This window comes from Bradyrhizobium sp. SZCCT0148 (assembly GCF_018129985.1).
GTDB classification, from domain to species: Bacteria; Pseudomonadota; Alphaproteobacteria; order Rhizobiales; family Xanthobacteraceae; genus Bradyrhizobium; species Bradyrhizobium japonicum_H.
Window position 1 is genome coordinate 90,053 of record NZ_JAFCKT010000011.1, and the last position, 14,413, is coordinate 104,465.

11 protein-coding genes are annotated in these 14,413 nt (G+C 63.9%); all 11 read left to right on the plus strand.

The genetic code is table 11. The features are described 5' to 3' along the window. Positions 1-34: 34 nt before the first annotated feature. Positions 35-268, plus strand: a complete 234-nt coding sequence (locus JQ580_RS26325; RefSeq protein WP_212283100.1) for a sulfurtransferase TusA family protein — start codon at positions 35-37, stop codon at positions 266-268. A gap of 141 nt (positions 269-409) precedes the next feature. Beyond that, positions 410-1,843 carry a sigma-54-dependent transcriptional regulator gene (locus tag JQ580_RS26330; RefSeq protein ID WP_212283101.1) on the plus strand — a complete coding sequence of 478 codons (1,434 nt, stop codon included), beginning with the start codon at positions 410-412 and terminating at the stop codon, positions 1,841-1,843. After that, positions 1,836-3,860, plus strand: coding sequence for a sensor histidine kinase (locus JQ580_RS26335; protein ID WP_212283102.1), 2,025 nt, complete (start codon positions 1,836-1,838; stop codon positions 3,858-3,860). The genes JQ580_RS26330 and JQ580_RS26335 overlap by 8 nt, the downstream gene beginning before the upstream one ends. A gap of 347 nt (positions 3,861-4,207) precedes the next feature. Then, a complete protein-coding gene (locus tag JQ580_RS26340) occupies positions 4,208-5,860 on the plus strand; it encodes an OFA family MFS transporter (protein ID WP_212283103.1) in 1,653 nt (550 codons plus the stop codon). Positions 5,861-5,945: 85 nt separating this feature from the next. Next, positions 5,946-6,227 carry a hypothetical protein gene (locus JQ580_RS26345; protein ID WP_212283104.1) on the plus strand — a complete coding sequence of 94 codons (282 nt, stop codon included), beginning with the start codon at positions 5,946-5,948 and terminating at the stop codon, positions 6,225-6,227. 279 nt (positions 6,228-6,506) lie between these two features. Further along, positions 6,507-8,210: an NADH-ubiquinone oxidoreductase-F iron-sulfur binding region domain-containing protein gene (locus JQ580_RS26350; protein ID WP_212283105.1), complete on the plus strand. Its 1,704-nt coding sequence runs from the start codon at positions 6,507-6,509 to the stop codon at positions 8,208-8,210. Beyond that, entirely contained in the window at positions 8,207-10,975 is a 2,769-nt protein-coding gene (gene fdhF, locus JQ580_RS26355) for a formate dehydrogenase subunit alpha (protein ID WP_212283106.1), read from the plus strand. The genes JQ580_RS26350 and fdhF overlap by 4 nt, the downstream gene beginning before the upstream one ends. Positions 10,976-11,228: 253 nt before the next feature. After that, complete coding sequence (gene ybaK / locus JQ580_RS26360; protein WP_212283107.1) at positions 11,229-11,702, plus strand: Cys-tRNA(Pro) deacylase; 474 nt, start codon at positions 11,229-11,231, stop codon at positions 11,700-11,702. A 139-nt stretch (positions 11,703-11,841) separates the two neighbouring features. After that, entirely contained in the window at positions 11,842-12,285 is a 444-nt protein-coding gene (locus tag JQ580_RS26365) for a hypothetical protein (RefSeq protein ID WP_212283108.1), read from the plus strand. After that, complete coding sequence (locus JQ580_RS26370) at positions 12,282-13,142, plus strand: alpha/beta fold hydrolase (protein WP_212283109.1); 861 nt, start codon at positions 12,282-12,284, stop codon at positions 13,140-13,142. The genes JQ580_RS26365 and JQ580_RS26370 overlap by 4 nt, the downstream gene beginning before the upstream one ends. Before the next feature lie 58 nt (positions 13,143-13,200). Further along, a complete protein-coding gene (locus tag JQ580_RS26375; protein ID WP_311982488.1) occupies positions 13,201-14,355 on the plus strand; it encodes an ABC transporter substrate-binding protein in 1,155 nt (384 codons plus the stop codon). Positions 14,356-14,413: the final 58 nt, after the last annotated feature.

Below are 14,413 nucleotides of genomic sequence, written 5' to 3' on the forward strand. Positions count from 1 at the left end.
TGACCGCACCGCCTCGCCCCGCCATGTTGCGTCCATGACCAGAACGACGCTCGACCTCACCGGACTGAAATGCCCGCTGCCCGCCCTGAAGACGCGCAAGGCGCTCAAGCCGTTGCAGCCGGGCGATCAGCTCGAGGTCCATTGCACCGATCCCTTGTCGGTGATTGACATTCCGAACCTGATCCGCGAGACCGGCGACAAGGTCGAGATCACCGAGCGCAACGAGGCGCGGATCGTGTTTCTGGTCGAAAAGAGCAACGCCTCGTAGAAAGGCGAATGTTCACGGCGACGACGTTTGACTATGTTGCGCCTGCGGGGGAACGGCCGGAACTTCGCTGCAATGCGAAAAGCGCCATTGGGTGCAGTGGAATGAGCTCAAACCTAGACTCTCAAACCTAAGACATCGGGCATGACTTTCTCAACATCGAGGGCAGGCGTTGCCGCAAGTCCTGCGGTGGGACGCGAGCCGGCCGTCAAGTCCGGCAAGACGGCTGCAGGGCCGGAGTTCGGGGCGCTGGCGCAGGCCTCGATCCTGATCGTCGACGACGAGCCGGGCATGCGCAATTTTCTGATGCGCACGCTGGGACCGCGCTGCAAGCTGGTCGACGAGGCCGCCGATACGGACCAGGCCTCGCGCAAGCTCGATTCCAACCGCTACGACGTCGTGATTCTCGACAACATCATGCCCGGCAAGAACGGCGTCGATTGGCTCGCCGAGCAGCGCGCCGTCGGCTTTTTCGCCGACGCGATCCTGATCACCGCTTATGCCGACCTCGACACCGCGATCCAGGCCCTGCGCGCCGGCGCGGCCGACTTCGTGCTCAAGCCGTTCCGCTCGAACCAGATCCTCAACGCCGTGGCCCGATGCCTCGACCGTGTCCGCCTCCAGCGCGAGAACTATGTTCTGCGCTACGCGCTGCGAGCCTCGTCCGACCGCACCTTCCTGCGCGACAATCTGATCGGGCAGTCGGCTGCAACGCTGCGCGTGCGCGAGACCATCGCCCGCGTCGCGCGCCTGCCGACCTCGGTTCTGCTCACCGGCGCATCCGGCACCGGCAAGGAAGTGGCAGCACGCTCGATCCACTCGCTGTCCGACCGCGCCGACAAGCCCTTCGTGCCCGTGAATTGCGCAGCGATCCCGCCGGAGATGATCGAGGCCGAGCTGTTCGGACACATCAAGGGCGCCTTCACCGGCGCGGATTCGGGGCGTGAGGGCCTGTTCCTGTACGCGCATGGCGGCACGCTGTTCCTCGACGAGATCGGGGAGCTGCCGATGCCGATGCAGAGCAAGCTGCTCCGCGTGCTCGAAGACCGCCGCGTCCGTCCGGTCGGCTCCGAGCGTGAAGTTCCGGTCGACCTGCGCTTCATCTTCGCAACCAATGCCGAGCTTCAGAAGGAGGTCGAGAAGGGGCGCTTCCGTGCCGATCTGTTCTACCGGCTCAACGTGATGCAGATTCACCTGCCGCTCCTGAAGGATCGCGGCGATGACGTGCAGGAGTTGGCCGCCCTCTTCATGAGCAAGCTGTCGGCTCAGCTCGGCATGCCGCCGGTGCCGATCGACGCCTCGGTGCGGGCGGCGCTCGCAAGCTATGACTGGCCCGGCAACGTGCGCGAGCTGCGCAATTTGATCGAGCGTACGCTGATCCTCGGCGCGTTCCCCGACGACTTTGCCGGTCCTCGCAACGACGGTCAGTCGGCGCCTGCCGACAGCCTCGCCGAGCTCGAGCGCCGTCACATCCTCGGTGTGCTGAAGGAGGTCAACGGCAATCGCGAGGAGGCGGCCCGGCGGCTCGGTGTGTCGCGCAAGACCATCGATCGCAAATGCGCGTTATGGGATGTCTGATGATGCCCGCCGCAACGACGAGCTCGTGCGGGGACGCTCCGTCCGCTTCCGGTTGCTCGCGATCGCCTTGCTGCCGATGCTGGTCATCCTGCCGCTCCTGCTCGGCGTTGCGATCTTTCGCTGGAACGCGAAATTCGACGCTGCCCTGATCTCCAAGGTCAACGGCGATCTCACCATCGCCCACCAATATCTCGCCCGCATTCTGGAGAAGACCGGAGTCCAGATCCGGGCGCTCGGCCTGTCGGCCCGTTTCCACGAGGTGCTGGGGCCGGATGCTCACGGCTCGCTGCGGGAGCTGCTCGACGAGACCCGCAAGGAGATCGGGCTTGACTTCCTGTATCTGATCAACGATCGCGGCGACGTCCTCGCCTCATCGCCGCCGCTGCAGCGTCAACCGAGACATGACTGGCCGATCGTCATGTCGGCGCTGTCGGGCAAGGTCGCTGCGACGGGGGTCGACATTTTCGGCAATGACGAGCTTGCCGCGATTTCACCGGCCCTGGCCGAGCGCGCGCGATTGGACCTGGTGCCGACCCCGAACGCGGTGCCGACCAATCGCAGCACGGAGACGCGCGGCATGGTCGTGCATGCGGCGAGCCGGGCGATGCTGCCCGACGGCGGCGCCGCCGCGCTGGTCGGCGGCACGCTGCTCAACCAGAATCTCGAATTCATCGACACGATCAACGATCTGGTCTACCGCGCGGCGAGTCTGCCGGAGGGCAGCCAGGGCACCGCGACGCTGTTCCTGGACGACGTGAGGATATCGACCAACGTCCGTCTGTTCGAGGGACGTCGCGCGCTCGGCACGCGGGTGTCGGCTGCGGTGCGCTCGGCCGTGCTGGGTGAGGGGCATACCTGGCTCGACAGCGCGTTCGTCGTCAATGACTGGTACATTTCCGCCTACGAGCCGCTGGCCGACAGTTACGGCAAGCGGGTCGGCATGCTCTATGTCGGCTTTCTGGAGAAGCCGTTCAGCGAAGCGAAATACCAGACATTGGCGATCATCATCGCGGCCTTCATCGCGATCACCATAGCGACCGTACCGATCTTCCTGCGCTGGGCGACTTCCATCTTCATGCCGCTGGAGCGCGTCACGGCGACAATCGGCGAGGTGGAGCGCGGGAACCTTTCCGCCCGCACCAACATGCCGGTGTTGGGCGACGAGATCGGCCGCGTCGCGGTTCATCTCGACAGCCTGCTCGACCAGATCCAGGAGCGCGACCGACAGCTCCGGGAATGGAACGAGGAGCTGAACGTCCGCGTGCTGGAGCGCACCCGGGACCTCGAGCACGCCAATCTCAAGCTCGAGGCCACCACGAAGCAGCTCATCATGTCCGAGAAGCTGGCCGCGATCGGCGAGATCACCGCCGGCGTCGCGCACGAGATCAACAACCCGATCGCGGTGATGCAGGGCAATCTCGACGTCGTCCGCAGCGTGTTCGGCGCCGACGCCGACAAGGCGAAGGTCGAGTTTCGTCTGCTCGACGAGCAAATTCACCGCATCAGCCAGATCGTGACCAAGCTGTTGCAGTTTGCAAGGCCGGAGGAATATGCCGGCTATGTCGAGCGTCATGCGCCAGCGAGCGTCATCTCCGACTGCCTGCCATTGGTGCAGCATCTTCTGAACAAGACGGAGATCGCCGTGGTCAGAGATGACCGCGCCAGCGGGCTCGTGCTGATGAACCGGAACGAGCTGCAGCAGGTCCTGGTCAATCTCATCGTCAACGCGATTCACGCCATGCCGGACGGCGGAACCCTGACGCTCCGCTCCTTCGATGCCGAGCGCGACGGTCATCACGGCGTCGCCATCGAGGTCACTGATACCGGCATCGGCATGAGCAATGAGGTGATCGAGAAGATTTTCGATCCCTTTTACACCACGAAGCGGCGGCAAGGCACCGGCCTGGGCCTCTCCATCAGCCAGACCCTCATCAAGCGCCAAGGCGGGCAGATCACGGTGGAGAGCCACCTCGGTTCCGGAAGTACATTCACGATGTGGCTGCCGGAAGCGACCTGATTGGACATTTTGTCTCGGTAATTCGGGACATTTTGTCCGCCGCAGCGAGTTGCGCTGCGGGAAGTCGTTGAATCCTAACGACACGACTTCTGGCACGCCCGTTGCTCATACCAAGACAGGGTGCTGAGGGGGGATGAGGGCGCGATAGAGGTCACTGCAACGCTGTTGGCAGGCGAAGGGACATCGCCCGCGATCAGTTGCTTGCTCGGCGCACAAGATGCAGTGCGCGCCACGTAATTCCACTTCGGCATGAATGAAGGCCGACCGGTCATGCGCGGCTGCCAAGCACGCGCATGAACGGTCTCAAACCGATGTGCCGGCAAGGCCGCGCTTGGGAGGAAATGCTTATGACGACTGCCGATACCGTTCTTGCACCGGTCGGTGCTTCCGGCTTGCTCGATCGAGAACGCACGATCGCGACTGCCGGCTTCAATCGCTGGCTGGTGCCGCCGGCGGCGCTGTGCATCCATCTCTGCATCGGCATGGCCTACGGCTTCTCGGTGTTCTGGCTGCCGCTGTCGCGCGCGATCGGTTTGACCGCGCCGAAGGCCTGCCCGGACATGTCGCTATGGCAGGAGTTGTTCACGACCAGCTGCGACTGGAAGGTCGCCAGCATGGGATGGATGTACACCCTGTTCTTCGTGCTGCTCGGTATCGCGGCCGCGGTCTGGGGCGGCTGGTTGGAGCGGGTGGGCCCGCGCAAGGCGGGCTTCGTCTCGGCGCTGTGCTGGTGCGGCGGTCTCTTCCTCGGTGCGATCGGGGTTTACACTCATCAACTTTGGCTGTTGTGGCTGGGTTCGGGCGTGATCGGCGGCATCGGGCTTGGCCTCGGCTACATCTCCCCGGTGTCCACGCTCGTCAAATGGTTCCCCGATCGCCGCGGCATGGCGACCGGCATGGCCATCATGGGCTTCGGCGGCGGCGCCATGATCGGCGCGCCGCTGGCGAACCTTCTCATGAACTACTTCAAGAGCCCGACCTCGGTCGGCGTCTGGGAGACGTTCGTCGCGATGGGCGTCATCTACTTCGTATTCATGATGATCGGCGCGTTCCGCTATCGCCTGCCGCCGCCCGGCTGGCAGCCCGAGGGCTGGACCCCGCCATCCAAAGACAACGCGATGATCTCGAAGAACAACGTTCATCTCAACGATGCGCACAAGACCCCGCAGTTCTGGCTGATCTGGTGGGTGCTGTGCCTGAACGTGTCGGCCGGCATCGGCGTGATCGGCATGGCTTCGCCCATGCTGCAAGAGATCTTCGGCGGCAAGCTGATCGGCCTTCCGAACGTCGGCTTCAACGCGCTCGATGCCGGGCAGAAGGCGCAGATCGCCGCGATCGCCGCGGGCTTCGCCGGCCTGCTGTCGCTGTTCAACATCGGCGGCCGCTTCTTCTGGGCGTCGCTGTCGGACAAGATCGGGCGCAAGAACACCTACTACACGTTCTTCATCCTCGGCATCGTGCTCTATGCGCTGGCGCCGACCTTCGCGGCGATGGGCTCGAAGTTGCTGTTCGTACTCGGTTTCGGCATCATTCTGTCGATGTACGGCGGCGGCTTCGCAACCGTGCCGGCCTATCTCGCCGACATGTTCGGTACGCAGTTCGTCGGCGCCATCCACGGCCGGCTGCTGACGGCCTGGTCGACGGCGGGCATCATCGGCCCCGTCGTGGTCAACTACATCCGCGAGTTCCAGCTCGCGGCGGGCGTGCCGCGCGACCAGCTCTACAATACGACGATGTACATCCTCTGCGCGATGCTGATCGCAGGCCTGATCTGTAACTATCTGATCAAGCCGGTCGATTCGAAATGGCACATGAAGGATGCCGACGTCGCCAAGTTGCAGGCAGCGAGTGCCAGCGCCGCCGCGGCGGGGCCGCATGGCTCCTATGGCATCGGGTTTGGCGGACTTGACGCCAAGGCGGCGCTGTTCTGGGCCTTCGTCGGCGTGCCGCTGGCCTGGGGCGTGTGGAAGACGCTGGAGAGCGCGGTCAAGATCTTCTGATCGCGCGTTCATCGCGGCGGGAGCGCACCACGTGCGCGCCCGCCGCTCATTTCGATTGTTTCAAAACAACCCCCGGGGGAATTCGATGGTTCGTAAGCTCATTTATGCCGCCGCCGTGCTGCTCGTCGCCGGCGCCCTGCAATCCGCGTCCGCACAGACCGCCGCGGCACCAGCTGCGACGCCGCCCGCCGCGACCGAGGCCAAGCCCGGCAAGATCAAGCTGACCGCGCAGAAGCTCAAGGACATGAAGGCCAAGTGGAGCGCCAACAAGTCGAAGCTCAAGGATTGCCGCAAGGATGTGAAGGCCAAGGGCCTCGCGGGCGACGATCGCTGGTTCTATATCGAGGAGTGCATGGGCAAGAGCTGACCGGCGGCTTCGAGGCATGGAGCGGCACCGGTCGCCCCAAGAGCGAATTCGATACGATTTCGCTATCGCAGCATGGGAAGCCTTTATTGATCTCCGGGCCAATTCAGGCTTCGTTTGTCTGCTGAACCCCTCTGATGATCGCGAAGCCGCATAGCTGCGCTTCAACGGCATCCCTGGTTTGGACATAACTATTTCCGCGAGCACGATAATTTGCTTGGCATCTGGCATGCCAGAAGTTAGAAGTGGAGCGGTTCTAGAACACGAGATCGAGACGAATCGATGAGCCATGACGTGCACAAGGTCCGCTCGTTCGAGCATCCCGGCGAAGGGCGCCGGCGCGCCAAGGCCACGCCCAAGGGGCGGCAGGTCGATCCCACCGCCTCCCATGAGATCGGGCAATTGCTCGCAGACAAGCCGCGGCGGCGCGATCTCCTGATCGAATATCTGCACCTGATTCAGGATAAATATCACCAGATCTCGGCCGCGCATCTGGCCGCGCTCGCCGACGAGATGAAGCTTGCCTTCGCCGAGGTGTTCGAGACCGCGACCTTCTACGCGCATTTCGACGTGGTGAAGGAGGGCGAGCCGGATATCGCGCCGCTGACGATCCGCGTCTGCGATTCGCTCACCTGTGCGATGCTCGGCGGCGAAAGGTTGCTCGAAGATCTGCAGAGCGCATCGGGTCCCGGCATCCGCGTCGTCCGCGCACCCTGTGTCGGCCGCTGCGACACTGCGCCCGCCGCGGAAGTCGGCCACAACTTCGTTGATCATGCGACCGTCGCCAGCGTGATGGCGGCCGCGAAGGCGGGCGACACCCACGCGCACCTGCCAAAATATGTCGACTACGACGCCTATGTCGCAGGCGGCGGCTACAAGCTCCTCAACCGCGTACGCTCGGGCGAATTGTCGAAAGACGATCTGCTGAAGGGGCTCGATGACGCATCGCTGCGCGGCCTCGGCGGCGCCGGATTCCCGACGGGGCGCAAATGGCGCGCCGTGCTCGGCGAGCCCGGTCCGCGGCTGATGGCGATCAACGGCGACGAAGGCGAGCCGGGCACTTTCAAGGACCGCGTCTATCTCGAAAGCGATCCGCATCGGTTCATCGAGGGCATGCTGATCGGCGCGCATGTGGTGCAGGCCTCCGACATCTACATCTATCTGCGCGACGAATATCCGGCCTCGCGCGAGATCCTGGAGCGCGAGATCGCAAAGCTGCCGGCGGGCGGCCCGACGCTTCACATGCGCCGCGGCGCCGGCGCCTACATTTGCGGCGAGGAATCCTCGCTGCTCGAGAGCATCGAGGGCAAGCGCGGCCTGCCCCGGCACAAGCCGCCTTATCCGTTCCAGGTCGGCCTGTTCGGCCTGCCGACGCTGATCAACAACATCGAGACGCTGTGGTGGGTGCGCGACATCGTCGAGAAGGGGGCCGACTGGTGGAAGGGCAATGGCCGCCACGAGCGTCATGGCCTGCGCAGCTTCTCGGTCTCCGGCCGCGTGAAAAATCCTGGCATGAAGCTCGCGCCCGCGGGCATCACCGTGCGCGAGCTGATCGACGAATATTGCGGCGGCATGGCCGACGGCCATCAATTCTATGCGTACCTGCCGGGCGGTGCGTCCGGTGGCATCCTGCCGGCATCGATGGACGACATCCCGCTCGATTTCGGCACGCTGGAAAAATACGGCTGCTTCATTGGTTCGGCCGCGATCGTGATCCTGTCGCAAAAGGACAGCGTGCGTGCGGCCGCACTGAACCTGATGAAGTTCTTCGAGGACGAGAGCTGCGGCCAGTGTACGCCGTGTCGCGTGGGAACCCAGAAGGCGGCGCAGCTGATGCAGCAACCGGTCTGGAACCGCGCACTTCTCGAAGAATTGAGCCAGGCGATGCGCGATGCCTCGATCTGCGGGCTCGGACAGGCGGCATCGAATCCGCTGTCCACCGTGATCAAATATTTCCCTGACGAGTTCAAGGAAGCGGCCGAATGACCAAGATTACGTTCGAGCTCGACGGCAAGCAGGTCGAGGCCAATCCTGGCGAGACCATCTGGCAAGTCGCAAAGCGCGGCGGACGCGAGATTCCGCATCTCTGCTATTCTCCCGCGCCGGATTATCGGCCCGATGGCAATTGCCGCGCCTGCATGGTCGAGATCGAGGGTGAGCGCGTGCTCGCCGCGTCCTGCAAGCGCACGCCCTCCGTCGGCATGAAGGTCAAGACCGAGAGCGCGCGCGCCGTCTCGGCGCAGAAGATGGTGATGGAGCTGCTGGTCGCCGACCAGCCGGCACGCGAGACCAGCCACGATCCGGAGTCGAAGTTCTGGCACTGGGCCGAGACGACAGGCGTTATCGAGAGCCGCTTCCCCGCTGCCGAGCGCTGGGCAACCGACGCCAGCCATCCGGCGATGCGCGTCAATCTCGATGCCTGCATCCAGTGCGGCCTGTGCGTGCGCGCTTGTCGCGAGGTCCAGGTCAACGATGTCATCGGCATGGCTTATCGCAGCCATGGCTCGAAGATCGTGTTCGACTTCGACGACCCCATGGGCGAGTCGACCTGCGTCGCCTGCGGCGAATGCGTTCAGGCCTGCCCGACCGGCGCGTTGATGCCGGCCGTGATGCTTGACGACAAGCAGACCCGCGTCACCTATGCCGACAGGAAGGTGGACTCGCTCTGCCCGTTCTGCGGCGTCGGCTGCCAGGTCACCTACGAGGTCAAGGACGAGAAGGTGATTTATGCGGAAGGCCGCGACGGCCCCGCCAATCACAACCGACTCTGCGTGAAGGGCCGCTTCGGCTTCGACTACATCCACCATCCGCATCGTCTGACCAAGCCGCTGGTCCGGCTGCCGAACGCGAAGAAGGATTCCAACGACCAGGTCGACCCGGCCAATCCCTTCACGCATTTTCGTGAGGCGAGCTGGGAAGAAGCGCTCGATATCGCCGCCAAGGGCCTCGTCAAGATCCGCGACGAGAAGGGTGTGAAGGCGCTGGCCGGTTTCGGCTCGGCCAAGGGCTCGAACGAAGAGGCCTATCTGTTCCAGAAGCTGGTGCGTACCGGCTTCGGCTCCAACAATGTCGACCATTGCACCCGTCTGTGCCACGCCTCGTCGGTGGCGGCGCTGTTCGAAGGCTTGAGCTCGGGCGCGGTGTCGGCGCCGTTCTCGGCCGCGATGGATGCCGAAGTAATCATCGTGATCGGCGCCAACCCGACCGTGAACCATCCGGTGGCCGCGACCTTCATCAAGAACGCGGTGAAGCAGAACGGCGCCAAGCTTTTCGTGATGGATCCGCGCCGGCAGTCGCTGTCGCGTCACGCGACGAAGCATCTGCAGTTCAAGCCGGGCTCCGACGTCGCGATGCTGAACGCGATGATCCACACGATCATCACCGAAGGCCTGACCGACGACCAGTACATTGCCGGCTACACCGAGGGCTTCGCGGACCTCAAGGAGAAGATCAAGGAATTCACGCCGGAGAAGATGGAGGCGATCTGCGGTATCCCGGCGCAGACGCTGCGCGAAGTGGCGCGGACCTATGCGCGTGCGAAATCGTCGATCATCTTCTGGGGCATGGGCATCAGCCAGCATGTCCACGGCACCGACAATGCGCGCTGCCTGATCGCGCTGGCGCTCATCACCGGCCAGGTCGGCCGGCCCGGCACCGGCCTGCATCCGCTGCGCGGCCAGAACAACGTGCAGGGCGCCTCTGACGCCGGCCTGATCCCGATGTTCCTGCCGGACTATCAGCCGGTCGGCCGCGACGATCTGCGCGGTAGCTTCGAAAAGCTTTGGCAACAGGATCTCGATCCCGTCCGCGGCCTGACCGTGGTCGAGATCATGAATGCGATCCATGCCGGCGAGATCACGGGCATGTATATCGAGGGCGAGAATCCCGCGATGTCCGACCCCGATCTGCAGCATGCGCGCCAGGCGCTCGCCATGCTCGATCATCTCGTGGTGCAGGATCTCTTCGTCACCGAGACCGCCTTTCACGCCGATGTCATCCTGCCGGCATCTGCGTTTGCCGAGAAGGAAGGCTCTTTCACCAACACCGACCGCCGCGTGCAACTCGCGCGTCAGGTGGTCAAGCCGCCCGGAGATGCGCGGCAGGATCTCTGGATCATCCAGGAGATCGGCAAGCGCATGGGCCTGCCCTGGGACTATGCCGGTCCCGGCGACGTCTTCACCGAGATGGCGCAATTGATGCCGTCGCTGAAGAACATCACCTGGGAGCGGCTGCTGCGCGAAGGCGCCGTCACTTATCCAGTCGACGGCCCCGACGTGCCCGGCAACGAGATCATCTTCACCACGGGCTTTCCGACAGCAAGCGGTCGCGGCAAGATCGTGCCGGCCCACGTCATTCCGCCGGATGAATTGCCCGACGCCGAATATCCGATGGTGCTCTCGACCGGCCGCGTGCTGGAGCACTGGCACACCGGCTCGATGACCCGCCGCGCCCACGTGCTCGACCAGATCGAGCCGGAGGCGGTTGCCTTCATGTCGCCCAAGGACATGCACAGGAAGAAGCTCGCGCCCGGCGATTTCATCCGTCTGGAGACGCGTCGCGGCGCCGTCGAGGTCAAGGTCCGCTCCGACCGCGACGTGCCGGAAAACATGGTGTTCATGCCCTTCTGCTACGCGGAAGCAGCGGCCAACCTGCTGACCAACCCGGCGCTCGATCCGTTCGGCAAGATTCCGGAGTTCAAATTCTGCGCGGCCAGAGCCGAACGCGCGGAGATGCGGGACGCGGCAGAGTAGCGAGGGCCTTCTCGCCAGCGGAACCTGCGGCATAGCGCCTCCAAGCTCCGCTGCCGTCCCCGCGAACGCGGGGACCCATACCGCCTGAACTCACGATTACCGACGGTCGTAGTCTCGACAAAGAGCCCTGGCCAAACTCCTCCCGGGATTATGGGTCCCCGCGTTCGCGGGGACGGCCCTGAAGGTGTAGCGCACATACGCCCTCAGCCCATCGTACCTTCGCTCCTCGCAATGGCGGTGCTACATGTGACCAATGTCCAAGGTCACCCCCGCCACCCGCGCGCTCACGGCTGCCGGTATTGCCTTCACCGTCCACGCCTACGACTACGATCCTGACGCCGAGAGTATCGGCCTCCAGGCGGCCGCTGCGCTCGGCGAGGACCCCGCGCGCGTTCTCAAGACGCTGATGGCGCAGGTCGACGGCAAGCCGGTCTGCGTTGTCGTGCCGTCCGACCAGGAAGTGTCGATGAAGAAGCTCGCCGCAGCCGCGAGCGGCAAGTCGGCGCAAATGATGAAGCCGCCGGAGGCCGAGCGCCTCACCGGCTACAAGGTCGGCGGCATCAGCCCGTTCGGCCAGCGCAAGCAGGTACCCACCGTAATCGAGCAGAGCGCGCTTGCGCATGATCTGGTCTATCTCAATGGCGGACAACGCGGTCTGCAGGTTCGCCTCAAACCCACCGATGCGCAGGGGGCATTGAAGGCGATCGTCGCTGACGTGCGTGCCTGACGACGACCGATAGGGTTTTCGGTAGCGCCTATGTGGCTTCTTGGCCCCGACAGGGGACTTGAGTTCATGCGCGAGCCCAGTATAGAACTATCACAAAATAGAATGATGTTCTGATAGATAGAACGATGGGGATGAAGCCATGACAACTGAGCGCGGCGGCGGGAGCAGTGATGCGCCGATCCCACATAGCCCTGACGCCGTCATCGCAGCCTTCGAGGCGATCCCGGCTCTGCTGGCGCGCGATGCGACGTTGACGGCTCGCGGTCGCTGGCTCGACGTCGATTGCCTGCTCGGGCCGAGCACGCAGCCGTTCCACATCACAATCCGCGCCGGGCAGATCGTGGATATGACGCGCGCTCCTGTGTTGATGCGATCCTGGCGCTTCGCATATCGCGCCACGCCGGCCGCGTTGGCGGCCTATTGGCAGTCACGCCCGCCAGCTGGTTGGCACGATCTGCTAGCGTTGACAAAGCGCGGAGAGGCGACCCTCGAAGGCGAGATCCATCCCTTCATGACCCATCTTCAATACTTCAAGGGTCTGCTCGCATTGCCACGTCGCACCGGCTTGGGAGGCGCGTCATGACCGGCGGCTTCATCGAGCCCATCTTTGGCCGCTACGTGCATGTCGAGATCGAGGGTGAGATCAACCGGATCTATTTCGAAGAGAACGGCACCGGCATTCCGTTGGTCTGTCTGCACACCGCAGGCTCCGATGCGCGGCAATGGCGTCATCTGCTGGTCGACGAGGAGTTCACCAGAAACTATCGCATCATCGCTTTCGACATGCCCTGGCACGGCAAATCCAATCCGCCCGATAGCCGATATGGCAGCGAATACCGGCTGACGACCGCGAGCTACACCGCGACCATCCGCGCATTCTGCAAAGCGCTCGGGCTGGATCGGCCCGTGGTGATGGGGTGCTCGATCGGGGGGCGTATCGTGCTCAACCTCGCGATCGAACATGCGCGCGACTTCCGCGCCTTGATCGGGCTCGAGGCGGCGGACTTCCAGCAGCCCTGGTACGACACGACATGGCTGAACCGGCCCGACGTCCATGGCGGAGAGGTCTGCGCCGCCCTGGTGTCGGGTTTGATCGCGCCGGATGGACCCGAGGCCGCTCGCAACGAGACGTTGTGGGGCTACAAGCAGGGTGGCCCCGGTGTCTTCAAGGGCGATCTCTATTTCTATCGCGTCGACGGCGATCTGCGCGGACGCACGGGTGGCATCGACGTCAATCAGTGCCCGCTCTACCTGCTGACCGGCGAATATGATTTTTCCTGCACGCCGGAAGACACGCTGCGGACCGCCGCCGGCATCCCCGGCGCAAAGGCGACCGTCATGGAGCGGCTCGGCCATTTTCCGATGAGTGAAAACCCAGACCAGTTCCGTCGCTACATCGCGCCGGTACTGCAAGACGTCATCGATAAGCAAAAGTTGTAAACGGGAGGCGTGTGTTATGAAATTGCGTATGATGTTGGCGGCTGTTCTGGCCGCTCAAATGAGCACAGCATTTGCAGCCGACAATGTCATCAGGATCGGCGTGCTCAACGACCAGTCCGGCGTGTTCGCCGACAATGGCGGACGCGGCTCGGTCGCGGCCGCAAAGCTGGCGGCCGAAGATTTCGGCAACGAGGTGCTGGGCAAGAAGATCGAGATCATCTCGGCCGACCACCAAAACAAGCCCGACATCGCTTCGGCCACGGCGCGAAAGTGGTTCGACAACGAAGGTGTCGACATGATCGCGGACGGCGCGGCCTCTTCCGCCGGCTTTGCCATCCTCGAAGTCGCCAAGCAGAAGAACAAGATCTTCGTCATCTCGGGCCCCGGTTCGTCCGATTTCACCGGCAAGTCCTGCTCGCCCGTCAGCTTCCACTTCAACTACGACACCTACGCGCTGTCGAAACTCACGAGTGACGCGATTACACGGGCCGGCGGCAAGACCTGGTATTTCGTCACGGCCGATTATGCCTTCGGCCATGCGCTGCAGCGCGACGCCACGAAGTTCATCGAGGCGGCCGGCGGCAAGGTGATCGGCTCGGCCGCGCATCCGCTCGGCACCGCTGACTTCGCGTCGTTCCTGTTGCAGGCGCAGGGCTCCAAGGCCGACGTCGTTGGCCTCGCGACATCAGGCGCCGACGTGCAGACCGCGATCAAGCAGGCCGGTGAGTTCGGCGTGGTCGAGGGTGGTCAGAAGCTCGCCGGCCTGCTCGTCTTCATCACCGACGTCAACTCGCTCGGGCTGAAGGTCACGCAGGGCCTGCAGGTGACGACCTCGTTCTACTGGGACCTCAACGAAGAAACCCGGGCCTGGTCGAAGCGGTATGCCGGCCTGATGGACGGAAAGGTCGCCAGCATGGTGCAGGCCGGCGTCTATAGCGGCGTCCATCACTACCTCGCTGCCGTCAAGGCGGCCGGGACTACCGACGCGACGGCCGTCGCCGCCAAGATGCACGAGCTGAAAGTCAACGACATGTATAACAAGGATGTCGCGATCCGCCCGGACGGACGCGTGCTGCACACCATGTACCTGGTCCAGGTGAAGAAGCCGGAGGAGTCCAAGTACAAGTTCGACTATTACCGGATCGTCAGCTCCAAGCCGGGCGAAGAGGTGTTTCGGCCGATGAGCGACGGCGGCTGCCCGCTGGTCAAGTAACTGCGCGGGCCGGGCGGGATGCGCCCGCCCGGCTTCAGGAATTCTTCGGAGAGCACGG

Bases quoted from the DNA above. Each gene is read 5' to 3' on its own strand.
- JQ580_RS26325 (WP_212283100.1), top strand. From the start codon at position 35: ATGACCAGAACGACGCTCGACCTCACCGGACTGAAATGCCCGCTGCCC.
- JQ580_RS26330 (WP_212283101.1), top strand. From the start codon at position 410: ATGACTTTCTCAACATCGAGGGCAGGCGTTGCCGCAAGTCCTGCGGTG.
- JQ580_RS26335 (WP_212283102.1), top strand. From the start codon at position 1,836: ATGTCTGATGATGCCCGCCGCAACGACGAGCTCGTGCGGGGACGCTCC.
- JQ580_RS26340 (WP_212283103.1), top strand. From the start codon at position 4,208: ATGACGACTGCCGATACCGTTCTTGCACCGGTCGGTGCTTCCGGCTTG.
- JQ580_RS26345 (WP_212283104.1), top strand. From the start codon at position 5,946: ATGGTTCGTAAGCTCATTTATGCCGCCGCCGTGCTGCTCGTCGCCGGC.
- JQ580_RS26350 (WP_212283105.1), top strand. From the start codon at position 6,507: ATGAGCCATGACGTGCACAAGGTCCGCTCGTTCGAGCATCCCGGCGAA.
- fdhF (WP_212283106.1), top strand. From the start codon at position 8,207: ATGACCAAGATTACGTTCGAGCTCGACGGCAAGCAGGTCGAGGCCAAT.
- ybaK (WP_212283107.1), top strand. From the start codon at position 11,229: ATGTCCAAGGTCACCCCCGCCACCCGCGCGCTCACGGCTGCCGGTATT.
- JQ580_RS26365 (WP_212283108.1), top strand. From the start codon at position 11,842: ATGACAACTGAGCGCGGCGGCGGGAGCAGTGATGCGCCGATCCCACAT.
- JQ580_RS26370 (WP_212283109.1), top strand. From the start codon at position 12,282: ATGACCGGCGGCTTCATCGAGCCCATCTTTGGCCGCTACGTGCATGTC.
- JQ580_RS26375 (WP_311982488.1), top strand. From the start codon at position 13,201: ATGAGCACAGCATTTGCAGCCGACAATGTCATCAGGATCGGCGTGCTC.